Origin of the sequence: Methanoculleus sp., from assembly GCF_020696975.1 — an archaeon.
GTDB lineage: Archaea > Halobacteriota > Methanomicrobia > Methanomicrobiales > Methanoculleaceae > Methanoculleus.
The window spans coordinates 280,333-307,091 of record NZ_JAJGBK010000032.1; the positions used below are offsets into that span (position 1 = coordinate 280,333).

At 63.5% G+C, this 26,759-nt stretch carries 28 protein-coding genes; 13 read left to right on the forward strand and 15 right to left on the reverse strand.

Annotated features, from left to right (window positions below; translation table 11 throughout):
- Positions 1-163 precede the first annotated feature (163 nt).
- Positions 164-1,327 (reverse strand): chloride channel protein, encoded by a 1,164-nt coding sequence (locus tag QZ650_RS11495; RefSeq protein ID WP_292518949.1) that lies wholly within the window; start codon positions 1,325-1,327, stop codon positions 164-166.
- 221 nt (positions 1,328-1,548) lie between these two features.
- Between QZ650_RS11495 and QZ650_RS11500 the strand changes: the two genes are divergently transcribed.
- Positions 1,549-1,956, forward strand: coding sequence for a hypothetical protein (locus QZ650_RS11500; protein ID WP_292518947.1), 408 nt, complete (start codon positions 1,549-1,551; stop codon positions 1,954-1,956).
- 12 nt (positions 1,957-1,968) lie between these two features.
- Here the strand turns inward: QZ650_RS11500 and QZ650_RS11505 are convergent, their stop codons facing one another.
- Genes QZ650_RS11505 through QZ650_RS11520 form a run of 4 tightly spaced genes read right to left on the reverse strand, consistent with a single transcriptional unit; the run spans position 1,969 to position 6,312 of the window.
- A complete protein-coding gene (locus tag QZ650_RS11505) occupies positions 1,969-2,988 on the reverse strand; it encodes a Coenzyme F420 hydrogenase/dehydrogenase, beta subunit C-terminal domain (protein WP_292518945.1) in 1,020 nt (339 codons plus the stop codon).
- A gap of 5 nt (positions 2,989-2,993) precedes the next feature.
- Positions 2,994-3,731 carry a hypothetical protein gene (locus QZ650_RS11510; RefSeq protein ID WP_292518943.1) on the reverse strand — a complete coding sequence of 246 codons (738 nt, stop codon included), beginning with the start codon at positions 3,729-3,731 and terminating at the stop codon, positions 2,994-2,996.
- A gap of 5 nt (positions 3,732-3,736) precedes the next feature.
- A complete protein-coding gene (locus tag QZ650_RS11515; protein WP_292518940.1) occupies positions 3,737-5,254 on the reverse strand; it encodes a glutamate synthase-related protein in 1,518 nt (505 codons plus the stop codon).
- On the reverse strand, positions 5,251-6,312 hold the full coding sequence (locus tag QZ650_RS11520; protein WP_292518938.1) for a glutamine amidotransferase family protein: 1,062 nt from the start codon (positions 6,310-6,312) through the stop codon (positions 5,251-5,253). The genes QZ650_RS11515 and QZ650_RS11520 overlap by 4 nt, the downstream gene beginning before the upstream one ends.
- A 104-nt stretch (positions 6,313-6,416) precedes the next feature.
- Here QZ650_RS11520 and glnA point away from each other — a divergent pair, with 104 nt between their 5' ends.
- Positions 6,417-7,745, forward strand: coding sequence for a type I glutamate--ammonia ligase (gene glnA, locus QZ650_RS11525; protein ID WP_292518935.1), 1,329 nt, complete (start codon positions 6,417-6,419; stop codon positions 7,743-7,745).
- Between the two features lie 267 nt (positions 7,746-8,012).
- On the opposite strand, the gene QZ650_RS11530 is transcribed toward glnA, so the two are convergent.
- The 3 genes from QZ650_RS11530 to QZ650_RS11540 form a co-directional block, all read right to left on the reverse strand.
- Positions 8,013-8,330: a hypothetical protein gene (locus QZ650_RS11530; RefSeq protein WP_292518933.1), complete on the reverse strand. Its 318-nt coding sequence runs from the start codon at positions 8,328-8,330 to the stop codon at positions 8,013-8,015.
- A gap of 1 nt (position 8,331) precedes the next feature.
- Entirely contained in the window at positions 8,332-9,228 is an 897-nt protein-coding gene (locus QZ650_RS11535) for an Mrp/NBP35 family ATP-binding protein (RefSeq protein WP_292518931.1), read from the reverse strand.
- Between the two features lie 139 nt (positions 9,229-9,367).
- Positions 9,368-9,673 carry a ubiquitin-like small modifier protein 1 gene (locus QZ650_RS11540; RefSeq protein ID WP_292518928.1) on the reverse strand — a complete coding sequence of 102 codons (306 nt, stop codon included), beginning with the start codon at positions 9,671-9,673 and terminating at the stop codon, positions 9,368-9,370.
- Positions 9,674-9,830: 157 nt separating this feature from the next.
- Here QZ650_RS11540 and QZ650_RS11545 point away from each other — a divergent pair, with 157 nt between their 5' ends.
- The gene (locus QZ650_RS11545) at positions 9,831-11,639 is read left to right on the forward strand and encodes an aldehyde ferredoxin oxidoreductase family protein (RefSeq protein WP_292518926.1); all 1,809 of its coding nucleotides are present in this window, start codon (positions 9,831-9,833) and stop codon (positions 11,637-11,639) included.
- Between the two features lie 6 nt (positions 11,640-11,645).
- On the opposite strand, the gene tsaA is transcribed toward QZ650_RS11545, so the two are convergent.
- Both tsaA and QZ650_RS11555 read right to left on the reverse strand, forming a co-directional pair.
- Positions 11,646-12,083, reverse strand: coding sequence for a tRNA (N6-threonylcarbamoyladenosine(37)-N6)-methyltransferase TrmO (tsaA, locus tag QZ650_RS11550; RefSeq protein WP_292518924.1), 438 nt, complete (start codon positions 12,081-12,083; stop codon positions 11,646-11,648).
- A gap of 3 nt (positions 12,084-12,086) precedes the next feature.
- A complete protein-coding gene (locus tag QZ650_RS11555) occupies positions 12,087-12,512 on the reverse strand; it encodes a ribonuclease HI family protein (protein WP_292518922.1) in 426 nt (141 codons plus the stop codon).
- Between the two features lie 139 nt (positions 12,513-12,651).
- Between QZ650_RS11555 and QZ650_RS11560 the strand changes: the two genes are divergently transcribed.
- The 5 genes from QZ650_RS11560 (at position 12,652) to QZ650_RS11580 (ending at position 15,448) form a co-directional block, all read left to right on the forward strand.
- A complete protein-coding gene (locus QZ650_RS11560; RefSeq protein WP_292518920.1) occupies positions 12,652-13,356 on the forward strand; it encodes a phosphoribosyltransferase in 705 nt (234 codons plus the stop codon).
- Between the two features lie 31 nt (positions 13,357-13,387).
- A complete protein-coding gene (locus QZ650_RS11565) occupies positions 13,388-13,849 on the forward strand; it encodes a YbhB/YbcL family Raf kinase inhibitor-like protein (protein ID WP_292518918.1) in 462 nt (153 codons plus the stop codon).
- A 71-nt stretch (positions 13,850-13,920) separates the two neighbouring features.
- Positions 13,921-14,412, forward strand: coding sequence for a YbhB/YbcL family Raf kinase inhibitor-like protein (locus QZ650_RS11570; RefSeq protein ID WP_292518916.1), 492 nt, complete (start codon positions 13,921-13,923; stop codon positions 14,410-14,412).
- Between the two features lie 53 nt (positions 14,413-14,465).
- Positions 14,466-14,933, forward strand: a complete 468-nt coding sequence (locus tag QZ650_RS11575) for a YbhB/YbcL family Raf kinase inhibitor-like protein (protein WP_292518914.1) — start codon at positions 14,466-14,468, stop codon at positions 14,931-14,933.
- 71 nt (positions 14,934-15,004) lie between these two features.
- On the forward strand, positions 15,005-15,448 hold the full coding sequence (locus QZ650_RS11580; RefSeq protein ID WP_292518912.1) for a YbhB/YbcL family Raf kinase inhibitor-like protein: 444 nt from the start codon (positions 15,005-15,007) through the stop codon (positions 15,446-15,448).
- Positions 15,449-15,498: 50 nt separating this feature from the next.
- On the opposite strand, the gene QZ650_RS11585 is transcribed toward QZ650_RS11580, so the two are convergent.
- Entirely contained in the window at positions 15,499-15,951 is a 453-nt protein-coding gene (locus QZ650_RS11585) for a CBS domain-containing protein (protein ID WP_292518910.1), read from the reverse strand.
- A 118-nt stretch (positions 15,952-16,069) separates the two neighbouring features.
- On the opposite strand from QZ650_RS11585, the gene QZ650_RS11590 reads away from it, so the two are divergent.
- Together QZ650_RS11590 and QZ650_RS11595 are read left to right on the forward strand one after the other, a co-directional pair.
- Positions 16,070-16,999, forward strand: a complete 930-nt coding sequence (locus QZ650_RS11590; RefSeq protein WP_292518908.1) for a DUF475 domain-containing protein — start codon at positions 16,070-16,072, stop codon at positions 16,997-16,999.
- 91 nt (positions 17,000-17,090) lie between these two features.
- Positions 17,091-17,666: a flavin reductase family protein gene (locus QZ650_RS11595; RefSeq protein ID WP_292518906.1), complete on the forward strand. Its 576-nt coding sequence runs from the start codon at positions 17,091-17,093 to the stop codon at positions 17,664-17,666.
- 53 nt (positions 17,667-17,719) lie between these two features.
- On the opposite strand, the gene QZ650_RS11600 is transcribed toward QZ650_RS11595, so the two are convergent.
- The 3 genes from QZ650_RS11600 to QZ650_RS11610 form a co-directional block, all read right to left on the reverse strand.
- Positions 17,720-17,884 (reverse strand): hypothetical protein, encoded by a 165-nt coding sequence (locus tag QZ650_RS11600; RefSeq protein WP_292518904.1) that lies wholly within the window; start codon positions 17,882-17,884, stop codon positions 17,720-17,722.
- Positions 17,885-17,969: 85 nt separating this feature from the next.
- Complete coding sequence (locus QZ650_RS11605) at positions 17,970-19,088, reverse strand: TIGR04084 family radical SAM/SPASM domain-containing protein (protein ID WP_292518901.1); 1,119 nt, start codon at positions 19,086-19,088, stop codon at positions 17,970-17,972.
- 88 nt (positions 19,089-19,176) lie between these two features.
- Positions 19,177-19,392 carry a type II toxin-antitoxin system HicB family antitoxin gene (locus QZ650_RS11610; RefSeq protein WP_292518899.1) on the reverse strand — a complete coding sequence of 72 codons (216 nt, stop codon included), beginning with the start codon at positions 19,390-19,392 and terminating at the stop codon, positions 19,177-19,179.
- Between the two features lie 188 nt (positions 19,393-19,580).
- Here QZ650_RS11610 and QZ650_RS11615 point away from each other — a divergent pair, with 188 nt between their 5' ends.
- The 3 genes from QZ650_RS11615 (at position 19,581) to QZ650_RS11625 (ending at position 24,792) form a co-directional block, all read left to right on the forward strand.
- Positions 19,581-19,916, forward strand: a complete 336-nt coding sequence (locus tag QZ650_RS11615) for a cupin domain-containing protein (RefSeq protein ID WP_292518897.1) — start codon at positions 19,581-19,583, stop codon at positions 19,914-19,916.
- 56 nt (positions 19,917-19,972) lie between these two features.
- Complete coding sequence (locus tag QZ650_RS11620) at positions 19,973-21,883, forward strand: glycoside hydrolase family 15 protein (protein WP_292518895.1); 1,911 nt, start codon at positions 19,973-19,975, stop codon at positions 21,881-21,883.
- A gap of 164 nt (positions 21,884-22,047) precedes the next feature.
- Positions 22,048-24,792 (forward strand): HAD-IC family P-type ATPase, encoded by a 2,745-nt coding sequence (locus QZ650_RS11625; RefSeq protein WP_292518893.1) that lies wholly within the window; start codon positions 22,048-22,050, stop codon positions 24,790-24,792.
- On the opposite strand, the gene QZ650_RS11630 is transcribed toward QZ650_RS11625, so the two are convergent.
- Positions 24,765-26,678 (reverse strand): beta-propeller domain-containing protein, encoded by a 1,914-nt coding sequence (locus QZ650_RS11630; RefSeq protein WP_292518891.1) that lies wholly within the window; start codon positions 26,676-26,678, stop codon positions 24,765-24,767. The two genes, QZ650_RS11625 and QZ650_RS11630, sit on opposite strands and share 28 nt — an antisense overlap.
- Between the last annotated feature and the right edge of the window lie 81 nt (positions 26,679-26,759).

The window sequence follows — 26,759 nt, forward strand, 5'->3', positions numbered from 1 at the left end:
CAAACCTCTCCATCACGGCTATGCCGTATCCCCCGTCCCGGCAAAGTGGTTGGCGGGCGCGGCACAGACCATCCGTTACTTTTTTGCGGGCATCATCGACCGTTGCACCGGTTCTCCCGTTTCATCGGGGAGATTCGGTTAAAATCTTCCCAACAGCCTGAGTTTACGGTTCGGTCACCGCGCCCCCTCCGTTGCCCTCGTGAGGAAACATCTCGATCTTTTTGGTGGTGTAATACCCGACTACGGTCGCGATAGCGATGATGATCAGAATCTCCCACTGCAGGAAGACGAGCGCCACGATAGGGATCACCGCGGCCGGCATCTTGAGGACGCAGACGATCATCCCTGCCATGACGGCGGGAACGGCGACGGCGGGCGGGATTGCGGGAACCAGGAGGTTGACGGCGAGACCGAGCGTCCCGCCCGCAAAGATCAGCGGAAAGATTGGTCCGCCCTTGAAGATCGTCGCCATGCACCATGTGCTTGCGACGATCTTCACCGCGACGAGCAGGAGCAGCACGGCCGCACCGGCAGTTGCTCCCGTCTCGAGGACAGTCTTGAACTCGTTTTGTCCTGAGAAGAGCACGAGCGGAAAGACCGTCCCGGCAATACCGAGCCCGACACCCCCGGCAACACCCCTGATCAGGTGCCGCCCGGCGAGGGGTGTCATGAGGCGGTAAAAGAAGCGGAATGCTCCGATGAAGAGGACGCCCGCCGCCGCACCGGCAAGCCCGAGGATCGCGGCGTAGACAAGGTACGGCGGGAGCAATTCTCCAAGCGGCGCAAGTGGATAGAGGGCACCGCCTGCGGTCCTGGTGATCTGAAGGTAGATCGCAAATCCGGCAAGGGCACCGACGATGCCGGCGCTCGAGAGCGTCCGCACCCGGCTCCGCAGCCGGTCGCCGGCAAGGGTGCCCATGCTCCCGCCCATATCGATGGCGGCCACCTCGGGTCCGAGACTCGCCCCGAAGATCAGCGAGAGGTAGATGGCGAGCAGCCCGGCGGGAAGGTACCGCGGCTCGAACCGGCCGGTCCTCTGAAACTCTATAAGACTCTGCTGGAGCAGCAGTACGTGGTCGCCGAAGACGTGCAGGCAGAGCCCGACCGCGAGGCCGCCCACGGTCGCGAGGATCAGAGGAAAGAAGGGGACCGGGGGTGAGTCCGGCCAGAGAAGGGCCTCTCCGAGGCTCTGCAACTCGAGAAAGAGCACCATCGCTCCGGCGGCCGCGATGGCGATCAGGATGGCGGCGAGCACGAACCGGGGTGAGTACCGCCCGACCCCGGTTCCGCCGGGAGAGGCGGCGCTGCTGTCTGCGGGATGGTTCACGTCTCCCCCTGTGGTCGGACTGATATATATGTCGACCGCGAGCGGTTCCGCGGTGGGGAACGATCGGGGCGATCTGGTTACCAGTGCCACTCCAGAGGCTTCAGCGGCGCTTCTCTGAAGATGCAGGCGAAGATACCTGCCCGGCCTTTTTGAAGGATACCGGACTCCTCCCGGAGCTATCGCGATGGTATAATATCCCGTTGAAGTGCCATCCTTCTTCTATGAACGTGACACAAACCGGAAAACTCATCGGCTTCGGCCTCCTCACCTGGCTCCTCCCCTTCATCCTCTCGCTCTTCCTCTATTCCCCGGAGGGTGAGCCGCTCTACGACATCTTCCTCATCAAGTCGATCCTGCTCGTCTTCTCCGCCGCGCTCGGCACTCTTCTCATCCTCATCTATTTCAGGAACGTGCGGTCCAGCTTTATCCGGGAAGGCGCCCTGCTCGGCGGCGTCTGGCTCCTGATCAACTGGGCGCTCGACGCCGTTATCCTCCTGCCCCTCTCGGGGATGGATGCCGGCACCTACATGGCAGAGATCGGGCTTCGCTATCTCAACATCCCGATCATTGCGGTCGGGATCGGGTATGCGGCCGAACGGGCCGTTCGAGAAGCACTTCGGGGAGTTTGAGAAAAAAAGAGATTATTCCTGGGGGCGCTCTGCCTTCTTCGCCGCCAGGCGCTCGATGATGGAGAGGTCGACGCTGCTGCCGGTCGCAAGTTTCCCCTGCCAGACCGCGCGGTCGACGAAGCCTCTGCCGATATCGTTTCGGATGATGAGCGTTGTGTAACCGCCCGGTGACCCGACGGCCCCGGCCGAGACGTCCGCTTCCACCGCCGTGAAGTCGGTGCAGACCCGGCACCCGGGCCGGACCGCTTCCTCCAGGTCGGCGAGCGGGATGGAGAGCTGCCGCTCGTCCTGCAGGTAAACGTCCAGTTTACCCTTGATATCCAGGCGGCGGATCTCCCAGGGCTCGATCTTCTTCTCGGACTGCAGTTTCCCCTCGACCAGTTTCGCGTAGTCGAAGGTCTCCGTGCAGAAGAGGCCGATCACGAGCCGGATCGCCTTTGCGTAGGGTTTGAGGAGTTCATGCTCGCTCGCCCGGATCGCCTGGGTCGCCCGTGCCACGCAGGGCACGCCCACGACGGCGATGCGCCGGTACTTCCGGGTGACCACTGCTTCCTTGAGGGATGCCAGGAGCGGCACCCACCAGGCGTAGCGGCTTCCGGCGTGCAGAACCAGTTCCTCTGAGGAGGTGATCACCGCAGAGGACGGTTTCATCGTCCAGGGGTCCCTGGTCACGGTGACGACGGCGTCGATCAGCCCCTCATCGAGGGCGTTCACGAGGATTGCCGTCACCGCACCGCCGCTCTGCTTGCGCTCAACGGTGAAGACCGACCGGGCCGCAACGATATCCTGGTACGGTCCGAGCATCTTCCCCTGCGCCGCAAGGTCGACCCTCGGGCAGGCCGCGTAGCATGCCCCGCAGGGCACGCTGTCGTTCTCGGCCTTGCAGTAGCCGATGCTCACCGGCGCATCGGTGCTCTCCGGCGCGAACCGGAGGCCATCCGCCGGGCAGACCGCCACACAGGCCCCGCACCCGGAGCAGAGGTCGGTCTTCCAGACCTCGGCTTCCAGATCCTTGAATGTCTTCATCTCCATGCCTATCACTCCCACGTATATTTCCCGGCAAAGGGCCTTGCGCTTGCAGGGACAATCCGGGTGTAGTTCGCCTTTACGAGCGGTTCCGCATCAAGCCCGAAGTCGTCCGCAAACTCCCGGAGCACCGGGACGATCCGTGCCCTGTCCTCATCGGTGAGCGGCACCTTCTTTGCCCCGGAAGCGAGGCAGGCGTCATCCACATCCCCGCGGATGACGATCTCCCCGCCGTGGATCCCGCTCCCGATCTCGCGGGCCTTCATGACCCCGTCAAGACCGAGGACGATCAAGAGGCCGCCTGCCATGTACTCGCCGAGGAACGTCTGCGCCGACCCTCCGACGACCAGTATGGGGCGCTGTGCCTGGTACTGCTTCATGTGAATCCCGCCGCGGTAGCCGATGTCTCCGCGGACGAAGACCTTGCCGCCCCGCATGCTGTGCGCCACCGCATCCCCGGCGCTGCCGTGGATAACTACCTTCCCGCTATCCATCGTGTTCCCGGGCGCGTGTTCTGCGTTGCCGTGGACAATGACGGTCGGTCCGCTCATGAACATCGCAAGGTCGCCGCCCGCGACGCCGTTGACGCGGATCGTGGCGTCGCCCCGCAGGCCGTTGCCGATGAACCGCTGCCCGAGGACGTTATTGATGACGATCTCGCCGGCGCCGTCCGCAATAGCCTTCCGGACCTGCTGGTTTAAGGGGGTGTAGTGCACCCCTTTCGCATCGATCGTGACTTTCTTTGCCATTCTGCTCACGCTCCCACCGATTTCACGTCGAGGATATTGAGGAGGCCCTCATCCAGCATGTAGCCCCGGAGCCGGTCGCGGTTGCCGCGCAGGCTCTCGATGCTGTTGATGCCGGCCGCACCCATCAGTTCGGTGATCTCGAGCGTCCATGCGTGGATCAGGTTTGCCACCTGCTTTGATGCCACATCGGGGTTCAGGCGGTCCACGAGATCCTGGCGCTGGGTGGCGATTCCCCAGGGGCAGAGGCCCTGGTAACAGTTTCCGCAGACGCGGCAGCCCATCGCTGCGAGCGCCGCGGTCGCGATGTAGACCGCGTCGGCGCCGAGGGCGATCGACTTCATGACGTCTGCGCTCTCGCGGATGCTGCCGCAGGCAATCAGGGAGACCTCGTTTCTGAGCCCCTGCTTGCGGAGCTCCTTGTCGGCGGTCGCGATGGCGACCTCGATCGGGATGCCGACGTGGTCGCGGAAGACCCGCGGCGCCGCGCCGGTGCCGCCCCGGAACCCGTCGATGGCGATGGCGTCCACACCGGAACGGGCGACGGCCACCACGTTCTCGGCGTTGTTGTTGACGGCCGCGATCTTTGCGAAGATCGGCTTCTTCCCGCCCGTCGCTTCCCTGACGGACCGGACGAGCTGGGGAAGGTCCTCGATACCGTAGATGTCGTGGTGCGGTGCGGGGCTGATCGCGTCGCTCCCCTCCGGGATCATCCTCGTCTTTGAGACATCCGCGCTCACCTTCTCGCCGGGGAGGTGTCCGCCGATGCCGGGCTTCGCGCCCTGGCCAAGTTTGAGTTCGATGGCCGCGCCGCGTTCAAGGTAGTCGATGTTCACACCGAACCGCCCGGAAGCGATCTGGACGATCATCCGGTCCTGGTAGGGATAGAGGCCGGGATGCAGTCCGCCCTCCCCGGTACCCATGTAGGTGCCGGTCTCCTGTGCCGCGCGGGCCATGGAGATGTGGGCGTTGAGGCTGATTGCACCGAAACTCATGTGACCGAGGAGGATCGGCGTCTCGACCATGAGGTTCGGGGCGAGTTCCGTGGAGAGCTCAACGTCCCCGTTTGCCTTCTGCTTGAAGTCGAGCCTGGAGGGCTTCTTGCCGAGGTAGGTCCGGAGCTCGACGGGCTCGCGGAGCGGGTCGGTCGGGGGCGTCGTGACCTGGCAGGCGTCCAGCATCAGGTGGTCGAAGATGATCGGGAGGTTCGAGACGCTGCCCATGCCGGCGAGGATGATCTTCCCCGTCCGGGACTGGTTGTAGATCGACTCCCTGACCGCCCGGGTCCAGACCGGGTGGCTCCGGTAGTCGCAGGGCTGCTCTTCGAGCATGATGGCGTCCCGGGGGCAGTAGGTGAGGCACCGGTGGCAGGCGGTGCACTTCCGGGAGTTGATCAGGATCCTGTCGCCGTCCCGCCGGAAGACACCGTAGGAACAGTTATCGATGCACCGCCCGCACTCCATGCACTGCTTGCGGTCGATGCTGATCCGGTACCGGAGCGGCATGCTGCCGAAGTTGCTGCTCATGGGGCAACCCTCCCGATCACCGGCTCTCCTGCAGCCGGCCGCGTGATCGACTCGACCTTCGGTTCCATGGCACGGATCGCCACCTCTTCGCTTGCGATATAGAGGCGGTCGTCGCACTCGCCGACGACCATCGGCCGGAGTTTGCCCCGGTCGGTGAACCCGACCATCATGTCGGGGTTCGCGGCCACGATGGTGAACGGTCCGTTCATCGTCGCAGAGCCGTAGGCGAACCGGAGAGCGCGGTTCAGTTTCTGCTCGGCTTCTGGCATCCGGTCGATCTCATCCCAGTAGGGTGGGGCGAGTGCCCGGATGGCGAGGTTGATGTCAAGCCCGTGCTTCCGCACCAGCAGGTCGATTAAGTAGGTGATGACCTCGCTGTCGGTGGACATCGAGCAGGTGTAGCCGAAGCTCTCGATGTAGCGCCGGTTGGCCCCGTAGGTAGTGATCTTCCCGTTCTCCACGACACTCCAGTCGTGCAGGTTGAACGGGTCAGGCCGCTCCCACTTCTCCGGGCTCGCCGTCGCGTAGCGGTTGTGGGCGAGCCAGATGTAGCCCTCGTAGTCCTGTATCCGGTAGTAGTTCGCCACATCCTCGGGCCATGCGCCGGATCCTCCGGCCTTGAAGACGCCGACGTTCTTGCCGGACGAGATGACCTCGGCACCGTTCTGTGCCGCATTAATCTGCATCACGAGGTTCGTGATGATATCCTTCTCCGGCGACGTGCTTCCCGGAGCGAGAGTGGCGTCGGGCTTGAAGAAGTAGCGCCAGGGGGTGCAGGTTGTTCGGAGGTTCGGCTGATCGCAGGTGGGGATCGCCTCTTCATGCTCGATCGCTCCCCACTGCTCCAGTGTTGCGTCGACAACCGCTTTGCTCTTGCCGGGATTGTCGAGAAGGACATGGAGCGCATAGCAGTTCTGGTAGTCAGGGTAAATGCCGTAGGCAACATACCCCGCTCCCTCACCGCTACCGCGCTCGTTCATTATGGAGAGGGCGTCCCGGATTCCGGAACCGTCCATCATCTGACGCCTCTTATCCATTACACCAAATATGCCGCACATGGTAACCTCGGTGATTTAACGTTCAGTTGCTGTTGCTTAGAACTCTGCCTGGGTATATTTGTGTCAATAGGTATTTATTTAATCGGATAGAAGTAGACTTCCACATGTCCCGTGATGCCACTTCCGCGATGCTCGAGCGCATCGAAAAGGATAATGTCAAATTCCTTCGTCTGCAGTTCACCGACCTTCTTGGCATGCCAAAAAACGTCGCCATCCCGGTGAAACAGGCAGAGAAGGCACTGACCGGTGGTATCGGGTTTGACGGGTCGTCGATCGAGGGGTTCGTCCGGATCGAAGAGTCCGATATGGTGCTCAAACCCGACCTCTCCACCTACACCCTCCTGCCCTGGCGGGTTCAGGAGTACGCCGAGGCGCGCTTCGTATGCGATGTCTACAAGGCCAACGGCAAACCGTTCGAGGGCGACCCGCGCTACGTGCTCCGGCGCGCGATGGAGGATGCGGCGAAGGACGGCTACGTCTTCAACACCGGACCGGAACTGGAGTTCTTCCTCTTCAAGATGCTTGACGGCAAACCGACCACGCAGTTCCAGGACGTCGGCGGCTACTTCGACCTTGCGCCGACCGACCTTGCCGAGGATGTCCGGCGCGAGATCATCCTCGCCCTCACGGAGATGGGGTTCGAGATCGAGGCGTCCCACCATGAGGTCGCCGAGAGCCAGCACGAGATTGACTTCAAGTACAGCGATGCGCTCCACACGGCGGACAGCGTCATCACGTTCAAGTTCGCGGTCAAGACGATGGCGCTGATGCGCGGCCTGCACGCGTCCTTCATGGCAAAACCGATCTACGGGATCTGCGGGAGCGGGATGCATACCAACTGCTCGCTTGCAAAAGACGGCAAAAACGCCTTCTACGATCCCGAAGCCCCCCTGCAACTCTCAGAGACCTGCATGCACTTCATCGGGGGGCTCCTCCGTCACGCCCGGGCCATCACCCGGGTCGCGAACCCGACGATCAACTCCTACAAACGGCTCGTCCCCGGCTACGAAGCGCCCTGTTACGTCAGCTGGAGCGCGAGCAACCGGTCGACGCTCGTCCGGGTCCCGGCGCCCCGCGGCAACAGCACCCGGGTCGAGTTCCGCAGCCCCGACCCGACCTGCAACCCCTACCTCGCCTTCGCCGCGATGCTCGCCGCCGGGATGGAAGGCGTCCGCCAGAAGATCGAGCCGCCGGTCGGCGTCGATAAGAATATCTACCATATGACGGCCGCCGAGCGGGACTGCGCCGGGATCACGACACTGCCCGGCGACCTTTACGAGGCGCACCAGGCCCTGCTTGCCGACGATCTCATCTGCAGGGCGTTCGGGCCCCATGTCGTCGAGGCGCTCACGAACGTCACGAACGCCGAGTGGGACGCTTACCGGACGGTGGTCCACCCCTGGGAACTCGAGCGCTACCTCGCGACATACTAACCCCATTTTTTGAGCTGGTTCGGCCCCCGTTATCCCTTTTCAGGCATTCGGCTTCGTGTTCTCGAAGAATGTCATCCTTTTCGGGTTCCCGTCCTGCAGACGGTCGTCTCGTGGAACGTCGCACTTCGCGTGAGTTGATGATGGATGGAGGATGGCGGAGGCTCACGCGAAGTCAGTGTAGTGCAGCGTTCCGGGTAGATGCGGCTGGTCTTCCGATACGCGGGCTGCAAAAAAGGGGATCGATGGTCTCTTATGAACCGGCCGGCCTCAGCAGCACTGCTTGTCGCCGGCCTCTTCTCCCTCGAGGAGGAGCCTCCCGAAGAGCATCCGTTCGAGGACGGAGGCCACGTACTTCATCCGCTGGGCCTTCTCCATATCCTCGTAACGGTGGATGTCGGCGTAAACCTGCAGGCGGACGAGGCCGAACCGGAGACGGTCGAGGTCTTCGTCCCCGAGTCCCGAAGCCTCACGGTAGACGGGCTCGAGCAGGAAGGGAAACTCCTCGAAGTTCTCAAGCGCCTCGACGACCTTCGAGAATATCGTGAGGGGTTCCTCCTGTCCGGCAAGAATCCGTGAGTACTCCATATTACCCCTCGATCTCTTTCACAAGGGCTTCCATGATGGCATCGAAACTCTTCCGGGTCGGGTTGTCCTCAGCACGGCGGATGATGAAGGGCCGCCCTTCGTCCGCGGCCCTTCGCATCTCGGGATCGAGCGGAATGGCGCCGAGGAATGGCACACCGAGTTCCTTTGCCTCTTTCTCTCCACCGCCCCTGCCGAAGACATCGATCTCCTCCTTGCAGTGGGGGCAGACGAATCCGCTCATGTTCTCCACGATCCCGAGGACCCGGAGTTCGAGTTTCTTCACGAACTCAGCCGCTTTGCTCGAATCGAGGATTGCAACGTCCTGCGGGGTGGTGACGATGACCGCTCCGGCGATGTTCGGGGCGAGCTGGGCGACAGTGAGAGCCTCATCCCCGGTGCCGGGCGGGAGGTCGACGACCAGGTAGTCGAGGTCGCCCCAGTTGACGTCTTCCAGGAACTGCCGGATGACCGTCATCTTCATCGGCCCGCGCCAGATAACGGGAGTGTTGCGCTCCGGGAGCAGAAACGCCATGGAGATGACCGCAAGGTTGCCGGTGATCCTGACCGGTTCGATGATCTTCCCGTCGTAGGACTGGAGACGGGCGTCCTCGACGCCGAGCATCTTCGGGATGTCCGGGCCGTGGATGTCGAGGTCGATGAGCCCCGTGTTATACCCGCGGTTCGCGAGGGCATAGGCGAGGTTCGTCGAGACCGTACTCTTGCCGACCCCGCCTTTTCCAGAGAGGACGAGAACGACATGCTTTACGCTGATATTGGCTTTCGGCGGGAGATCTTTCGGGGCGCCCGTGTTTCTCTGGTCGCTGCACCCGGTCGCTGATGGACAGCTGGCACAGTTCCCGGCACAGGTTTCCTTATTGGGTTCGTTTGTCTGAGTCATAGGAAGTATCCTCTGCGGTATAGTATCCTTCTAGAGAAGGATCTAAAGCTACTATATATTAACGGTAAAAAGCCACAAAAAGGTATAGATGATGGCAAATAATCCTGTTCTGCCCGGGACCGCTGTTTCGGGTACGGGATTATCCCCCGGCGGCGGGAGGAAAGAGGGCGACGGTGTCGCCGTCGTTGAGGGGCGTTGCAAGGCCCCCGCTGAAGTGGATGTTCCTGCCGTTCTTTAAGATATTGACGTATGCTCTGATCTCCCCGGCAGGGGTGAAGAGGGCGTCGCCGAGCCCCGGGTGCCGGGCGGCGAGGAGGTTGAGGAGGTCACCGACGGTCGATCCTTCCAGGACCTCTGCATCGTGCTCCGCCGGGAGGGTATCACGGAGCATGGCAAACGCCCTGATCCTCACCCGTATACAGCCATCACTCTCCGCGCAGTTCATCCGATAGCCGGGTGATGGGGGTGCCCGGCCTTATTGGTATCGCTCCGGGGGTAGTTGGATCTGATGTGATTTCCTTTATTCTAAAGTTAATTGGATGTTTGTCGTCGTCGGCAGCCTTATTAACTCCGGGCGGGGCCTGTGGGGATGGTGGTCATGCATGAACGGCTACGCAGAGAAGATCCTTCACGTCGACCTTGCGCGTGAACGGATGGTGGAAGAGCCGTTTCCCGAAGGATGGAGACGGAAGTATATCGGAGGCAGGGGGCTCGGGGTCCGTATCTTTCAGGATATGGTAAACCCCGGCATCGATCCTCTTGGTGCGGAGAATGTGCTGATCTTTGCCACCGGGCCGGTCGCGGGAAGCGGCCTGCCGCTCGGGTCCCGGTACGACGTCATCACAAAGTCCCCGCTGACCGGGACACTGACCAGCGCGAACTCCGGCGGGAAGTTCGGCACCAGCATGAAACGGGCGGGGTTTGATGCGGTCGTGATCCGGGGTCGGGCGGAGCGGCCGGTCTCCCTCGTCCTCGACGACGGACGTGCGGAACTTCGGGACGCCTCGGATCTCGTGGGGATGACGACGAGCGAGACCTCCTCGGCCTTACAGGCGGACCTCGGTGATCCCGGTGCGAGCGTCGCCTGCATCGGTCCCGCCGGCGAGCGGCTGACCCGGATCGCCGCCATAATCAACGAGAACTCCAGGGCCGCCGGCCGCGGGGGCGTCGGCGCCGTGATGGGATCGAAGAACCTCAAAGCGGTTGCCGCCCGGGGGGCCGGCCGGATCACCGTTGCCGACGCCGCCCGGTTCGCCGCCCTGAAGAAAGAGATCGCCGGAAAGATCCGGGAGAACGCCATATCGGGCGGCGGGCTGCCCCGGTTCGGGACGGCGGTCCTCGTGAACATCATCAACGAGAACTACATCCTCCCGACCCGGAACTTCCAGACCGCACACTTCCCCGCCGCGGAGAACGTCTCGGGCGAGCGGATGGCCGATACCATCCTCTCCGGGAAGATGGGGTGCCAGGCCTGCGTCATCCAGTGCGGCCGCGACGTCGAGGTCGAAGGAAAGCGGACGGCGGGCCCGGAGTACGAGACGATCTGGGCGTTCGGCCCTGACTGCGGGATCGACAACCTTGCGGCCGTCGTGGAGGCGAACAACCTCTGTAACGACCTCGGTATCGACACGATCTCCGCCGGGTCGACGATCGCCTGCGCCATGGAACTCTCGGAGAAGGGCTACATCGATGAAGAGATCCGGTTCGGCGACGTGGACCGGATGGTCGACCTCGTCCGCCGGATCGGCTATCGCGACGGCATCGGCGACGAACTTGCGGAAGGCTCCTTCCGATTCGCGAGAAGGCACGGCCACCCCGACCTCTCCATGAGCGTCAAGCGGCAGGAACTTCCTGCCTACGACCCCCGGGGGCTGCAGGGGCACGGCCTTGCCTACGCGACATCGGTCCGGGGCGGCGACCATGTCTACGCCTACCTGATCGCCCCGGAAGTGCTCGGGTCGCCGGAGAAACTTGATCCCTACTCGAGCGACGGGAAGGCGGCCTGGACGAAGACGTTCCAGGACCTCACTGCGTTCATCGACTCGTCGGGGAGCTGCCTCTTCACCTCATTCCCGCTCGGGGCGGCGGATTACGGGGCCATGGTCTCGGCGGTCACCGGCTACGATATCGATGCGGGTGAGGTGCTCCGGACCGGCGAGCGGATCTGGAACATGCAGAGGGTCTTCAACCTGAGAGCCGGGTGCACCCGGGAGGACGATACCCTGCCGCCGCGCCTCCTCCACGAACCGCTCACCGAAGGCGCCCCGAAAGGCCGTGTCTGGGAGCGCGAGCCGCTCCTTGACGAATACTACGATATCCGGGGATGGGACCGCGAAGGGCGCCCTACGGCGGAGAAACTCCGCGAACTCGGCATCGAGCAGAAAGAAGCGGTGGCGGTTCCGGTTCCCTGATCCCGCCTACTTTTTGATATGCCAGCCGCCCGTCGCTTCGGGGATGCAGTCGATCTCGGGTGAGTAGGGTTTGATGTCGAGCACCGGGGTGCCGTCCAGGGCGTCGAGCCCACAGACGACCAGGACACCCCCCTCACGCCGGACAAGGTCGACGATCCCGAGCCCGATCGGGTTCGGCCGGGCGGGTGAGCGGGTCGAGAAGACCCCTCTCTCCCGGGTCTCGCCGGGTGGCGTTGCATGGAGCAGCCCCCGCTCCGCCCGGTCAAGCCAGTAGAGCACGATGAGATGGCTGCTCCGCTCTATATCCTCAAGCCCGGGGAGATACGCGTCGAGGATGTGGATCTCGGCGACGGTATCTGCCAACCGTCCCTGGCGGGGGGCGTCGCCCCGGACCTGGTAGGGCGATCGGACGACGCCGATGGGGATGCACTCGATCGCAGTCATACTCTATCTCCTCTGCCGTTCCGCATCAAGCGTCTCGTTGCAGAGACGGTCCGCGACCTGGATGCAGGGATGTTCCCTGGGAACGCTCTCGAACCTGACATCCGTGAAGGCGCCGGCCAGCCGCCGCACCTCGCCCGCAAGGGCTGCAAGGTGCTCTTTGGTGATGCGGTACCTGCCGGTGAGCTGGCGGACGACGAGTTCCGAGTCCGACCGGACGATAAGCCTGCCCTGAGTGAACTCGCGGGCAGCGGTAAGACCGTTGATGACGGCGTGGTACTCGGCCACGTTGTTTGTCGCCTTCCCGATATACTCCGATCGACCGGCCACAACGGAGCCGTCCCGCACGATCACGTATGCCCAGGCGGCGTCTCCGGGGTTTCCCCGTGATGCACCGTCTGTGTACAGCCTCACGGTATCTGCTGTCGTCACGGATGCTCCTCCCGGTCGCATTTTATCCGCACCATCTGCCGTGATCATCAATCTTTAGGATGTTATTGATATCGTTCTCCCGCTCGACGGGACCGCCCACCGGAAGATGTTAATATCCCGGTGCAGTAAAGGCGAGCGTATGCTGGACGCGGGCAGGATCATTGAGGATGAAGCGTTGCGGGACCGACTGGGTGTCTTTGAGGATCGGACCGATGCCGGAAGACACCTTGCAGCGACCCTCTCAACGCTCGAGACGATCACCGAACCGGTGGTCTGTGCCATCCCTGCCGGGGGGGTGCCGCCGGGGCTTGAGGTGGTACGGGCCTTGAAGGCGCCGCTCCGGATGGCGGTGGTCCGGAAGGTGCAGGTACCCTGGAACCCGGAAGCCGGGTTCGGCGCCGTGACCTGGGACGGGCAGGTCTTCCTGAACCGTGCCCTCATGGCCGGGCTCGACCTCTCGGAGGCCGAGGTGGACGCTGCTGTCGAGAAGGCCAGAAAGAACGTGGAAGAGCGTATGAAGAAGTTCTCCGGCGGTCAGCAGGGTCCGGGGCTCGAAGGCCGGACCGCGATCCTGATCGACGACGGCCTTGCAACCGGGTACACGATGCTCGCCACCGTCGAGGCGGCCCGGGCCGAGTCGCCCCGCGAGATCATCGTGGCGGTCCCTACCGGCTCTCTTCACGCCGTCAACTTCATCGCCCGGAAGGCAGAGATCGTCGTCTGCTTGAACATCAGGACCAGCCGCACCTTCGCGGTCGCGCAGGCGTACGAGCGGTGGCACGACCTTACTGACCGGGAAGTCCAGGAGTTGCTGATCCAGGCCCGGGATATGGGACTCTTCTGACGCATGGGGTATGGCGATGGAGCCTTTAACAGTGATACTGAATTTTGGCATCTTCCCGGTGGAGCATACCTGCGATGGTGCCGATACCTCTCCGGAGATCACGATTCTCGGCGCGAAGACGCCGTATCTCGCGATCGTCATGGAGGATCCCGATGCTACATGGGGCACGTTCACCCACTGGATCGTCTGGAATATTCCGGCCACGGAGCTGATCCCGGAAGGTCTGGCGGCTGAAAGCGTCCTCTCCGAGCCGGTTGAGGCAGTCCAGGGGACGAATGACTCGGGAAAGGTCGGTTACACCGGCCCCTGCCCGCTCCGAGGAGAGTCACATCGCTACCTCTTCCGGGTCTACGGGCTCGCCGGCCCCCTCGATCTCCCGCCGGGAGCCGATCGGGTCGCTCTCGGACGCGCCATGGGGGACACCATCCGGCAGTACGGCGAGGCCTTCGCGGCATACGGAAGAACGGTTGAAGCAGGGCCGCCCCGGTGCTAGGCCCGATCCCATCACCTCCGCCGCAACAGGTATATACGACCCTTCCTATTGGGTGCCGGAGAGTAACGAGTATGCAGAACCTGACCATAGAACTTGGTTTCGATCAGTTTCCGCCGGAGCATACCTGTGACGGTGAGGACATCTCCCCGAAAATACGCGTTCTCGGGTCAAATGCTCCTTACCTTGCGGTCATCGTGGATGATATAGATGCCCCGCGGGGCACGTTCACCCACTGGCTTGCCTGGAACATCCCGTCGACCGGCGAGATCCCCGAAGGCATTCCTCAGGAACCCCGGATCTCCCACCCGGTCGCTGCGGTCCAGGGGATGAACGACTTCCGGAGGACCGGTTACGGTGGCCCCTGCCCGCCGAAGGGTGCGTCGCACCGTTTCTTCATCCGGGTCTACGGCGTGGAGCGGGAACTCGATATCCCGCCGGGTGCCGACCGGACCCGGCTTGAAGGGGCACTCGCGAGCGCCGCCACCGAGTATGGTGAGACGATGGCGACGTACCAGCGCAGAACCGCCCCCGGCATCACGCTCCCGGCCGGGCGCCGGACCTGAGACGCTCAGGGTCCCCGCAACCTATTTTATCGTCCTGCGCCGAAAGTCTCCGTATGACCCCCGGCGTTGCCAAACTGGTCGTCTCCCTCCGTTCGGCGGAACTTCCCATCTGGAACACCTGCGATGGCGCCGATCTCTCCCCCGAACTGAGGGTTCGCGGTCTAACGGATGAGATGCGATCGATGGCAGTCTTTGCGCTGAACCCCTTCGAACCAGGGTGCTCTTTTACAACCTGGATCATCTGGAACCTCTTGCCGTCGCCCCTGATCCCGGAGGGCATCCCCACGCAGGGTGTCGTGACGGCTCCGGTGAATGCCGTCCAGGGGACGAACGACTACGGGAGCATCGGGTGGCGCGGTCCCTGTCCTCCTCAGGGGGAGACACACCGCTGTATCTTCAAGGTCTACGGGCTCGACGCTATGCTCGACCTCACCCCCGGCGCAGGCAAGCACGATCTCATCGATGCGATGCGGGGCCACGTCCTCGGGTTCGGCGAGACCGCCGCCATGTACTCCCGGTGACCGCACGCACCCTTTTTATATCTGGTTCCCAAAGGTGGCTATCGACGGAGCCTGGTACGATGCCTGATCTGATGGTAAAACTGGATTTCGATGAGTTCCCGGCGGCCCACACCTGTAAGGGGGCGAACCGGTCCCCCGCAATCCGGGTTGAGGGGATCCTGCCGAACATCAAGTCGCTTGCGATCCTTGCGACGACGAGCCCCGAGGAAGGATCTTCACGGGTCGCGTGGGTTCTCTGGAACCTCCCGGCCGTCCCGCTGATCCCGGAAGGGTTCCCCGGCGAAGGCGTGGTGGAGTCGCCGCTCCATGCTGTACAGGGCACGAACGACTTTGACACCATCGGTTACCGGGGTCCCTGTCCGGGGCCCGGGGAGACCGAGGCGTACCTCTTCCGGGTCTACGCGCTCGACCTCGATCTTGCGCTCGATCCCGGCGCGACCTGGGAGGAGATGATCCGGGCGATGGAGGGGTCGATGAACCAGACCGGGGAGGTGATAGTCTTCGCCACCGGGTAGCAGGAGAGGACGCGCGGCCTCCTCCTTGAAAAATGGGGAGATGCCGCCCCTTACATGGGTATGGGGGCGCTTGGTCTCTGCATGGGCGGGCTCTGTTTCTCGATGTTCTTTGCGATGGCAGCCATCTCATCGCCCAGCATGCGGATGATGTCGTCCATGGTGACGATACCGATCAACTTCCCGGCGTCGTCGACGACCGGCATCCTCCGGATACCGGCCTCGGTCATCTTCTGGATGGCCTCGTAGATCCCCATACTGTCCTGGAACGTGATGACGTCCCGGGTCACGATCTCTCCCGCCCGGACCTCACCCGGATTCTTCTCCTGGGCCATGACTCTGATCGCGAGATCGCGGTCGGTAAGTATACCGGCGGGCCGGTTGTCGCCGGTGACGACGACGACGCTTCCGACATTCTTCTCTCCCATGACCCTCGCCACCTCCACCGCCGGCGTGTCCGGCGAGACGGCGACGACCTGCTCACGGCAGCACTTCACAATTCCCATATCTCTTTCCTCCTTGACGACGACTGACTCATGCGGGTATGATATATGAACGTAACTCGTACTCTACCGGCTCGGCCTCTTCTTATATACGATCGAGAACAGATCCTTCTACGCAAAAATGGACTGGCTACTGATTATTCTGACTGTAGCGGGCCTCATTGTCTTCGAGACGGTCTCAAGCATCGATAACGCCATCATCAATGCGGACGTCCTCGCGACGATGAGCGAGCGAGCCCGCAGGTGGTTCCTTCTGTGGGGTCTGATCGCTGCGGTCTTCGTGATCCGGGGGCTCCTACCGTGGGTGATCGTCTGGGCGACAAATCCGTCGCTTGGGCCCATGGGCGCGCTGCTCGCGACATTCTCAAGCGATCCGGATGTCGTGGCTGCGATTGAAGAGTCTGCCCCGATCCTCCTGATATTCGGAGGGATGTTCCTTGTCCTCCTCTTCTTTCACTGGCTCTTTGCGGAGGAGAAGAACTGCTGCCTCCGAACAGAGGCGTTCTTCTCCCGGCAGACCGTCTGGTTCTATGCCGTTGCCTCGATCCTGCTTGCCGCTGTAGTCTGGTTCGCCCTCCAGATCAACGTCATGATGGGTTTTGCGGCCGTGCTCGGGTCCACCATCTTCTTCATCGTACACGGATTCAGGCAGAACGCCGAGGTGCAGGAAGCCCGGTTGAAAGGGTCGGGGATGTCGGACATCTCGAAACTCGCCTACCTCGAGGTCCTTGATGCGACCTTCTCGATCGATGGTGTCATCGGGGCATTTGCCTTCACTCTCTCGGTCCCCCTCATCCTGATAGGGAACGGTGTCGGGGCCTTTGTGGTCAGGGAACTGACCGTCCGGAGCGTCGACCGGATCCGGAGTTACTGCTACCTCAAGAACGGGGCGATGTACTCTATCCTGGTGCTCGGGACGATCATGCTCGCGGACAGTTTCGGGTTCCATATTCCCGCCTGGCTCTCGCCGATAGCAACATTTGCCATTGTCGGCTTCTTCCTCTTCCGCTCGGTGCAGGAGCAGAAGAAGGGGGCGGCGGGCGCCGCGTGACCGGCTCCTTGCCTCCTCCCTTTTCACCATTGGGCGCATCATACGGGCGATCGAAAAGGTTTATCCGGGTCTGGAGACGAATCGTATTCCCATGACAAAGCAATCGATTGGCCCACGGACTCTCCTCTATCCTCACCCCGACCTCATCATCGGGACCTACGGCTCCGACGGTCGGCCGGATGTGATGGCCGCGGCATGGGGCGGCATATGCTCGTCCCGCCCCCCGGCGGTGGCGGTCTCGATCCAGAAGGTCCGGCAGACCTACGAGAACCTGATGCGCGAGCGTGAGTTCACAATCAGCATACCCTCGGTGGACTACGTCCGGGAGGCGGACTACTTCGGCATCGTCTCCGGCCGGGATACGGACAAGTTCGCCGCGACGGGGCTTACGCCGGTCAAAAGCGATCTCGTGAACGCACCATACGTCGGTGAGTTCCCGGTCGTCCTCGAGTGCCGCCTCCTCCAGACGGTCGAGATCGGCATGCACACCCAGTTCATCGGGGAGATCCTGGACGTGAAGGTGGACGAGAGCGTCCTTGGAGAGGACGGCAAGCCCGATATCGAGAAGGTCCGGCCGTTCGCCTACGACTCGATGCGGCAGGAGTATTACGGGTCCGGCAGCGTGCTCGCGAAAGCCTTCTCGGTGGGAAAAGAACTCAAGAAATAATCTTTTTTCGGCGGTACATCCTCATCGGCACTGCCACGGCTCGCGCCTGTTCCTCACCGCCGGCGGTCCCGCTTCGCTTCGACCCACCGCTTTCGCTTCCCGCACCGTTCGCACCGCTGCTCCCACTCGATGACGTTCGATGAGTACTCGTCGTATCCGCGCTTCCTGCCCCAGCGGTGGAGCCCGATTCTGCAGAGGATGAGGCCGATGGTCGTCATGGTTCCCTCATCGTTGTCGTCTCTCTGGTTGGATGAATGTTGCCCCGGAGGGAGGCGGTCAGGCCGCTCGCCGCGTCTCCCTCTCTCACGGTATAATCTCGCAGCTGTTGTATTTCCGGTGGGTAAAGTCTTCCATTCGTATTTTTCCTGCGTCGATGAGGGCCCGGATCTCCGGGAGCGCCTCCGAGAGGGCCGAGTAGAGGTTATGAACCGTCCTGCAGACGACCCGCCGCCCTTCCTCCGGCCAGGGGTCGGTGATGTTTGAGTAGAGGCATCGGCCGCCGCAGAAGTCGCGGATATCGCACGTCGTGCAGGCTCCCGCGACGTCCGTCACCGGGAGGCGGAGGGGATCGGCTGTCGCGATATGCCCGGCGTAGTAGTCCTTCATCCCGACCATGATGGGACAGGGGGCGATATGCCCGTCGGTCATGATGCTGTAGTTCGCGTGGCCGCACCCGCACCGGAGCATGCTCGGTCGCGCAAGCAGCATATCCTCCATCGGGTCCATGAAGGGATACCACCGGAGCACCCGGCCTTCGGTTCGCATCGTCTCGACCCAGAACGCGACGAGCGACCGGATGCCGGGGTTGTAACTCTCCTCCACCCACGCGGCGTAGTCGCGCATCCGGTAGTCGTTCCAGAAGTTCGCATCCATCTGCCAGTGGACGGCCGGGAACGAGAAATCGTCGTTTGCCGTGAGGTAGCGGACGGCCTCCACGATATCGGTATCCTCGGTCACGGTCATCCGGGCGATCACCTCGCCGGAGAATCCCCCCGCCGCAAGGCCGCGGAGGTTTTTTGTGATCCGGTGAAATGTCCCCTCCCCCCGGTGGGCGTCGGTGAGTTCCTCCGGCCCGTCGATCGAGACCAGGATCGTATCGAACCGATTCGCGGTTCCGGGTTCGAGACGGTCGAGGAGCGTGCCGTTCGTGTGCAGGATCAGCGCCGATACCGGAGCATCGCGGGCGATCTCGCGGACGAGGTCGACGGCGAGCAGCGGCTCCCCGCCGTAGAAGGTCAGCACGGCCTCGGGGTCCTTTGCGAGGAACCGGTAGAGGTCGGCGAGGTCGATATCGAGGTCGACCGGGAGGTCTTCGTCGACGGCGATCTCGGGGAGATCCGGCGGTTCGACGGTGAACGCCTTGCCGCGGCAGTAGGTGCAGCAGAGGTTGCAGTTATCGGTCAGGATGAGGTGGTAATACACTGGTGGTCTCTTATTATTTCGGGGCCGGCCGGGAAAAAGGTGAGGATGCGGAGCCTTATGGGTCCGGGCGGATTAACTTCAGCGTGGCTCACCTGCCGGCGGTGTCCGGTTTCTCCACCGTCAGGACCGACTCGACGTCCTGCAATATCTCGAGTTTCCTTGCATTCTCAAAGTAGAGATTGACAGCTTCGCGGATGTTATGCAGTGCCTCCTCCGGCGTATCGCCACAACTGGCAACCTCGATCTCCCGGCATTTTGATACGTAGAAGCCCTCCTCTTCCCTGATCCGTATAGTCAGCCACATCTTCGTCAACCCGCTCACCTTCGGTCACAGACTATCTGCTCACGGACATACTATCCCTTGTGTCCGGCGGAGCAGCCATCCGGCTTCCCTGTTCTGGACCGGCATCTCCCTGTGACCCTGAAATCCATCTCATCTGTTCATCGTCCCGGGCCGCAAGACAGAATACCCGGAAGGAGTAACGGACTCATATGCCTGAGACAAAGAAAGAGAACCTCACCGAACAGGTCATCGATCCCCGCGACCTCGTCGCCTACCAGCCGGGCTCGATCGTCAGCCGGATGCTCACCTACACGAAGGCCGGGACGATCACGGTCTTCGCATTCGATGCGGGCGAAGGCCTCTCGGAGCACACCGCGCCCTACGACGCCGTCCTCCAGGTCATCGACGGGGAGGCCCTCATCACCATAGCCGGCGAGGAGTACCCGATGAAGACGGGCGACCTGATCATCATGCCGGCGACGATACCTCACGCAGTCCACGCCGTCACCCGGTTCAAGATGATACTGACGATGATCCACGCTTAGTTCGCTCGTGGAGCACTGCCTGCAGATTTTTATAGGTTGGCGACCGGTCCTCCCCCATGCGCACTCCAGCCCCTGCAGGAGATGGGTCCGGCCCGGGCGGCTACCTGCCCCTCTCGGACTACGGGTTCATCGGAAACCTCCGGACAGCGGCGCTCGTCGGCCGGAACGGCTCGATCGACTGGTGCTGCTTTCCCTACCTTGACAGCCCGAGCGTCTTTGCCGCCATCCTCGATGCCGGGCGCGGCGGTCGCTTCTCGATCTCGGTTGCGGACGGCGGGTCCGGTGATCAGGACTACTTCGGGGATACCAACATCCTCGTCACCAGGTTCACGACCGGTTCGGGAAGACTTGCGTTGACCGACCTGATGCCGCTCTCGGGAGAGATCTCAGGCCGCGGAGAGTCACACGCCCCTCCCGTGATCCTCCGGTTCCTCGACTGTGAGGAGGGTGCCGTGGATGTGGCGGTCGAGTGGTCGCCGCGGTTCGACTACGCCCGGGCCCGGACCTGCATCGAGCGGGTCCCGGGAGGCTGGCTCGCGACCGGCGGCGGTGAGGCGCTCTTCCTCTGCGGACTGGATGGCGCCCGGGTCGCCTCGACCGGGCAGGGTACCACCCTCCGGGCCCGGTTCGCGATGCATGAGGGCGAGCGGAGGATCCTTCAGACCCGTTGGGGCCTCGAGGACATGACCTGCGACCCCGGCCGTGCCGAGGCGGCGTTTGACGAGACGGTCCGGGTCTGGCGGGCCTGGGCGCACTACGAGGACCTGGCGCAGACGCCGCGGTGGGCCGGCGAGTGGCTGCCTTACGTCACCCGGGCCGAACTGACCCTGAAACTCCTGACCATGGCCGATTCAGGGGCCATCGCCGCCGCTCCCACGACATCCCTCCCCGAGGAGATCGGCGGGGCGCGGAACTGGGACTACCGCTACGCGTGGGTCCGGGACGCCTCGATGACGGCCCAGGCGCTGGTCTCACTCGGCCATCCCCGGGAGGCGATCGAGTTTCTCCAGTGGATGGAGCGGACCGCCGAGGCCCGTTCCGGGGCGCGGCAGCCGCAGGTGCTCTTCGGGCTGCACGATGCGACGGCCGACCTGACGGAGATCGAACTTACGCATCTCGAGGGCTACCGCGGCTCTCGCCCGGTCCGGATCGGGAACGCCGCCGCCAACCAGCTGCAGCTTGAGATCTTCGGGGAGCTCATCTCCACCGGCTACGAACTCATCCGCCGGGGCGTGAACCTGGGACCCGAGGCCCTCCGGTTCCTCTCCGCCGTCGCGGATTACGCCTGCAGCCGGTGGACGGAGCCCGACCAGGGTATCTGGGAGATCCGGGGCCCGGCGCAGCATTTCGTCTACTCGAAGGTGATGGTCTGGGTCGCTCTCGACCGGGCGATCCATCTCGCGGAGCACCACGGCCTTCCCGGCGACGTCGACCGGTGGCGGCGCACGCGGGAGACCATCCGGGAGCGGGTGCTCGCCGAGGGCTACGATCCCGGGTTAGGCTCGTTCGTGCAGTCGTTCGGGTCGAAGGCGCTCGACGCGGTCAATCTCCGCATCCCCCTCGTCGAGTTCCTCCCCTTCGACGACGAGCGGGTCCAGGGAACGATCGATGCGACGCTCGAACACCTGACGAAGAACGGCCTCGTCTACCGCTACCTCGCTGACGACGGCCTCCCCGGCGGGGAGGGGGCCTTCGGCCTCTGCACCTTCTGGCTGGTGGACGTCCTGGCACTCTCGGGGAGGGTGGAGGAAGCGAGGGAGATCTTTGACGGGATCGTGGCCCGGGCAAACCACCTGGGCCTCCTGCCGGAGGAGTTCGACCCGGATACCGGGGAGTTCCTGGGGAACTTCCCCCAGGCCTTCACCCACATCGGCCTCGTCAACAGTGCCCTGTATCTCGCGCACGCGGAAGGCCGGTGGGTTCCGGAGCATGCGCCGGCGGGCATCCCGCGGGAGGGAGTGCGGTAGCAGCGATACCCTTCAGGCTGGAAGATGGGAGACGGCGGGCTTGGCGTCTCCTGGTTGAGCTCTACGTAACATATATGCTATCTCCCTGGAGATCCACCCGGCGTTCCATTTCACATCCTGCAGTACCGGTGTATGGATGAATAACCCTGCATGACAACGCGGCGATGACAGACTCTTCCCTCTCACCCGAAGAATCCCGGACGACGGCATGGCACGCCCTGCCGGCGGAAGATGCAGCTGAAACGCTCGCCTCGCCGGACGAGGGCCTCACCGACGCCGAGGTCGCCCGGCGGCGCAGGATATTCGGAGAAAACGCCCTCCCGCAGAAGCGGCCTCCGACGGTGCTTGAGGTCTTCCTCCGCCAGTTCATGAGTCCGCTCATCTACGTCCTCCTTGCTGCCGGGATCATATCCGTCCTCTTCTCCGACCTCACCGACGCGATCTTCATCTTCATCGTCGTCCTGACGAACGCCGTCATCGGGACCATCCAGGAGGTGAGGGCGGGGAAGAGCGCAGCAGCCCTGCAGCGGATGCTCGTGTCCTCTTCACGGGTGTGGCGGAATAACCGTGAGACGATCGTCCCGGCCGAAGACCTGGTCCCCGGAGACCGTGTCGCTCTGGAGTCGGGTGACCGCGTCCCCGCCGACATCCGCATCCTCGCGGCGCAGTCGCTCGCTGTCGACGAGTCGCTCCTGACCGGGGAATCGCAGGCGGTCGGAAAGAGCCCGGATACCGTCGATGCCTCCTTGCCCCCGGCCGACCGCCTGAATTTGGTCTACGCCGGCAGCACCATCATGAGCGGTCGCAGTACCGGGATCGTGGTCGCGACCGGCCAGCATACCGAGATCGGGCAGATCGCCGAGACGGTCACGACATCGGTGGCGGGTAAGCCGCCGCTCGTTATCCGCATGGAAGACTTCTCCAGAAAGATCAGCCTCGCCGTCCTTGCCGCCACAGGGCTGCTTGCGATCATCGTCCTCGGCCAGGGGATGCCGCTCCTTGAGGTCTTCTTCCTCGCCGTCGCCCTTGCGGTCTCGGCGATTCCGGCAAGCCTGCCGGTCGCGCTGACCGTCGCGCTCTCGGTTGCAACATCGCGTATGGCGGGGCGCAACGTCATCGTCCGGTTCCTTGCCGCGGTCGAGAGCCTTGGGAGTTGCACGCTTATCGCGAGCGACAAGACGGGCACCCTCACCGTGAACCAGCAGACCGCCCGGGTCGTCGCCCTGCCGACGGGTGAAACGTTCTCCGTCACCGGGGCGGGGTATGCGGGCGAGGGGGAGATCCTCGACGGGGCGGGTGACCCGGTGGCCGGCCCTCTCCGCGAACGGCTGGAGCGCCTGGCCCGCGCCGCAACGATCAGCAACGAGGCATCCCTGGAGCGGACTGACGAAGGGAACTGGGAGCACCGGGGCGATGCGATCGACGTGGCGTTCCTTGCGGTCACCTACAAGCTGGGGCTCGACCCCGCCGGTATTCGCGAGAGTGCGCCTGCCGTCGCCGAGATCCCCTTCGAGTCCGAGCGGCGGTATGCCGCCGTCTGGTACCAGGAGGGCGAGGAGACCCTGGTGGCGGTCAAGGGGGCTGCGGAAACGGTCATTCCATCCTGCCACACCATGGCCGGCGGGCCGGACGGCAGTATGCCGCTCGACCTGGACCGGGTGCAGGGGGACCTCGAGACCCTTACCTCCCGCGGCTACCGGGTGCTCGCCGTGGCCCGGGGTCGTGCGGAGGGAGAGGTCTCCGCGGAGAACCCAAAGCTCCCTCCCCTCGAGCTCCTCGGCCTGGTCGGGTTCATCGACCCGATCCGGCCCGACGTGCCCGACGCCGTGCGGCGGTGCCGCAACGCCGGGGTCGATGTGGTGATGGTGACGGGGGATCACCCCGCAACGGCTCTCGCCATCGCGCGGGAACTCGATATCGCGGACTCCCCCGACAGGGTCGTCACCGGCGCGGAACTGGGTGATGACGAGGTCCCGACGTTCTCGAAGTTCATCGACCGGGTGCAGGGTGCCCGGGTCTTTGCCCGGGTGACGCCGCTGCAGAAACTCCGGATCGTCGAGGCTTACCGGGAGAACGGGGAGTTCGTCGCGGTCACCGGGGACGGGGTCAACGACGCGCCGGCGCTCCGGAGCGCGAACATCGGGGTCGCGATGGGTTCCGGGACCGATGTGGCCAAGGATACGGCGTCGTTGATCGTCACCGACGACGACTTCGCCTCGATCGTCGCCGGGATCGAGGAAGGACGGTACGCCTACGACAACGTTCGGAAGGTCGTCTACCTCCTGATCACGACCGGGTTTGCCGAGGTCCTCCTCTTCATGCTCGCCCTCCTCATCGGCCTGCCGCTGCCCCTCCTTGCGGTCCAGCTCCTCTGGCTGAACCTGGTGACGAACGGCATCCAGGACACGGCACTGGCGTTTGAGAAGGGTGAGCCCGGCGTCATGAACCGGCCGCCGCGAAGGCCGGAAGAGGGGTTCTTCAACCGGCTGATGATAGAAGAGGTGCTCCTCTCCGGGACAGTCATCGGGCTTGTCACGCTCGGCACCTGGTACTGGCTCCTCTCAAATGGATGGGATGAGTTTGCCGCCCGGAACCTGATTTTCCTGCTGATGGTGCTCTTCGAGAACTTCCATCTCTTCAACTGCCGTTCAGAGTACATCTCCGCATTCCGCGTCCCCATCAGCAACAACTACATCCTGATCGCCGCCGTCATCGCCGCACAGGGCTTGCATATCGCCGCACTCTACATCCCCTTCTTCCAGGACGTCCTCCAGGTGCAGCCCGTCTCCCTGGTCGAGTGGATCACGCTGCTCGTTCTCGCCTCCTCGGTCGTGGTCGTGATGGAGATCTTCAAGGCGGTCCGGAAACACCGCCCGCCGGCTCACCAGACCGGGTACGGAGTCGGGTAGGTCTCCCACCGGTAGGGGAGGAAAACCTCGTTCACCCGGCTGCCGTCGGCGAGATCGGTCATGATGATGCTTCTTGCCGAGACGGTGTAGAGGGTGTCGTCCATGAAGAGCGACCGGCGCACGGCGTCGGGCGAGTCCCAGGTGTAAGGGGAACCCTTCTCCGCGTGGGCGACCGTGCCCTGCAGGACGAACCCTTCTGCCGGGTTTACCGAGTAGGCGTAAGCCCCCTGCCAGGTCGTGGTGCCGTAGGAGCCGGGGTACTTCGATTCGCGGTTCTCCACCCGTCTTATCTCGCTCACCGGGATGACGAGGAGGGCTCGCTCTTCCGAGAAGAGGAAGGCCTTGTGGTCGCGGAGCGCCGCGGAGTCCGTCCCGGCCTCCCCGATCACGACGTTGTCGACCAGGCTCGGGTTGTTCACGTCTGAGACGTTGAAGAGGGCTATCTTGAGCCCCCCGACAGAGACGCCGCCCCACTCGTCCCCGCTCGTCTCCTTGCCGATGCCGATGATGTGGTCGGGGCCGTAGGGATGGAGATAGTCGGAGTAGCCCGGGATCTTGAGTTCCCCGAGGATGCCCGGGCTCTCCGGGTTCGAGAGGTCGATGACGAAGAGGGGGTCGATCCGCTTGAACGTCACGAGATACAGCCGGTCGCCGGCGAACCGGGCAGCGTAGATCCGCTCGTCCGGCGCAATATGCTCGAGCGTCCCGATCGTCTTCATTGTGGAGTCGAGGACGTAGACGTTGTTGTACTGGATCGCACCCTCCCGCGTCCAGCCCTCGACGGTCGTTGCTACCCGGAGATTCTCCTGGTACTCGTCGAGTGAGAACTGGTTTAAGAGGTCTCCGGGGACCTCGCCCATCGCCCGGTAGTCGATCTCTCCCTCTCCGATCGCGAACCGGTGGATGAGCGTCCTGTCGCGGGCGCCGACGCTCCCCGGGGCCGTCCCGGTGGGATATGCCGGATCCGTGCTCCGGTAGCCGATATACAGGTTCTCCTGCGACGCATAGAGGGTGGTGTCGTAGCCAAGAAGGAAGGTCTCCGCGTCAGGGGTGCCGGCATCGGTGATGGAGAAGGCGCCCGCGGTGTAGAAGACGTAGTTCTGGAGCGGGCTTCCCGGCCGGTAGACGTCCGGCCGGACCGGTTCTGCGCCGCCCGCCCTCACCTCGGGGAGGAGGATGTCGTCCTGGACCCAGACCGGGGACTCCCGCGTGAGGGTGTAGACATGGTCGCCTATCAGCCGGGCGTCGTAATAGTCGCCGGTGAACGTGACATTCCGGACCTCCTCTGGCTCCTCTCTATCGCCGATATCGTAGATGTAGGCATGCGTCACCGTCCGCCAGACCGGGACCGGGGTTACGCTCCCTTCAACGGTGGTCATCCTCTCTTCTGCTTTGGTGGCAAAGACCACCAGACGGTCGCCAGCGAGGAAGAGCGCCTTCGGGGTTCCCGGGATCCGGGTCCCGGATACTATCTTCGCGGCTTCCGGCGGGAAGGCATCGAGGATCGTGAGCGTCTCGCCCGATATGATGTAGATGTACTTCCCGTCGTTCTTCAGGAAGTCGGCCTCGTCCACGCCCTCCACCTGCACGTTCGTCACGGAGTAGTCGCTGGCCTGCGACGTCGGGGCGGACGTCGCCACCGGCGCCGGGGCGTTCATCCCTGACTCCGGCGCGATACCCCCGGTGATTCGGGGGTAGCCGGCATCGCTCCATCCTCCCTGTGCGTACTCGGCCAAAAATGCCCTGATCTCCTCTTTCGACGCAAATTTCTGGAGATCTCCCCACGTATCCTTCCCGGCGTCCTCCGAAGCAAGGGCGGTCCCGATGATCGCTGCCACGACGAGACAGCCGAGAGCGACCGCCGCCGCCGGTTTCCAGTTCCCCATATCCGTTCACCTTCCGATAGAGGATGATGCACGTGCGGGGGTATCAGGTTTGTGTAACCTACGAATAATTTCGAAGTCTTG

Coding starts and splice junctions, on each gene's coding strand:
- QZ650_RS11500 (WP_292518947.1), top strand. CDS start 1,549: ATGAACGTGACACAAACCGGAAAACTCATCGGCTTCGGCCTCCTCACC.
- QZ650_RS11505 (WP_292518945.1), bottom strand. CDS start 2,988: ATGGAGATGAAGACATTCAAGGATCTGGAAGCCGAGGTCTGGAAGACC.
- QZ650_RS11510 (WP_292518943.1), bottom strand. CDS start 3,731: ATGGCAAAGAAAGTCACGATCGATGCGAAAGGGGTGCACTACACCCCC.
- QZ650_RS11515 (WP_292518940.1), bottom strand. CDS start 5,254: ATGAGCAGCAACTTCGGCAGCATGCCGCTCCGGTACCGGATCAGCATC.
- QZ650_RS11520 (WP_292518938.1), bottom strand. CDS start 6,312: ATGTGCGGCATATTTGGTGTAATGGATAAGAGGCGTCAGATGATGGAC.
- glnA (WP_292518935.1), top strand. CDS start 6,417: ATGTCCCGTGATGCCACTTCCGCGATGCTCGAGCGCATCGAAAAGGAT.
- QZ650_RS11530 (WP_292518933.1), bottom strand. CDS start 8,330: ATGGAGTACTCACGGATTCTTGCCGGACAGGAGGAACCCCTCACGATA.
- QZ650_RS11535 (WP_292518931.1), bottom strand. CDS start 9,228: ATGACTCAGACAAACGAACCCAATAAGGAAACCTGTGCCGGGAACTGT.
- QZ650_RS11540 (WP_292518928.1), bottom strand. CDS start 9,673: ATGAACTGCGCGGAGAGTGATGGCTGTATACGGGTGAGGATCAGGGCG.
- QZ650_RS11545 (WP_292518926.1), top strand. CDS start 9,831: ATGAACGGCTACGCAGAGAAGATCCTTCACGTCGACCTTGCGCGTGAA.
- tsaA (WP_292518924.1), bottom strand. CDS start 12,083: ATGACTGCGATCGAGTGCATCCCCATCGGCGTCGTCCGATCGCCCTAC.
- QZ650_RS11560 (WP_292518920.1), top strand. CDS start 12,652: ATGCTGGACGCGGGCAGGATCATTGAGGATGAAGCGTTGCGGGACCGA.
- QZ650_RS11570 (WP_292518916.1), top strand. CDS start 13,921: ATGCAGAACCTGACCATAGAACTTGGTTTCGATCAGTTTCCGCCGGAG.
- QZ650_RS11575 (WP_292518914.1), top strand. CDS start 14,466: ATGACCCCCGGCGTTGCCAAACTGGTCGTCTCCCTCCGTTCGGCGGAA.
- QZ650_RS11580 (WP_292518912.1), top strand. CDS start 15,005: ATGGTAAAACTGGATTTCGATGAGTTCCCGGCGGCCCACACCTGTAAG.
- QZ650_RS11585 (WP_292518910.1), bottom strand. CDS start 15,951: ATGGGAATTGTGAAGTGCTGCCGTGAGCAGGTCGTCGCCGTCTCGCCG.
- QZ650_RS11590 (WP_292518908.1), top strand. CDS start 16,070: ATGGACTGGCTACTGATTATTCTGACTGTAGCGGGCCTCATTGTCTTC.
- QZ650_RS11595 (WP_292518906.1), top strand. CDS start 17,091: ATGACAAAGCAATCGATTGGCCCACGGACTCTCCTCTATCCTCACCCC.
- QZ650_RS11600 (WP_292518904.1), bottom strand. CDS start 17,884: ATGACGACCATCGGCCTCATCCTCTGCAGAATCGGGCTCCACCGCTGG.
- QZ650_RS11610 (WP_292518899.1), bottom strand. CDS start 19,392: ATGTGGCTGACTATACGGATCAGGGAAGAGGAGGGCTTCTACGTATCA.
- QZ650_RS11615 (WP_292518897.1), top strand. CDS start 19,581: ATGCCTGAGACAAAGAAAGAGAACCTCACCGAACAGGTCATCGATCCC.
- QZ650_RS11620 (WP_292518895.1), top strand. CDS start 19,973: ATGCGCACTCCAGCCCCTGCAGGAGATGGGTCCGGCCCGGGCGGCTAC.
- QZ650_RS11625 (WP_292518893.1), top strand. CDS start 22,048: ATGACAGACTCTTCCCTCTCACCCGAAGAATCCCGGACGACGGCATGG.
- QZ650_RS11630 (WP_292518891.1), bottom strand. CDS start 26,678: ATGGGGAACTGGAAACCGGCGGCGGCGGTCGCTCTCGGCTGTCTCGTC.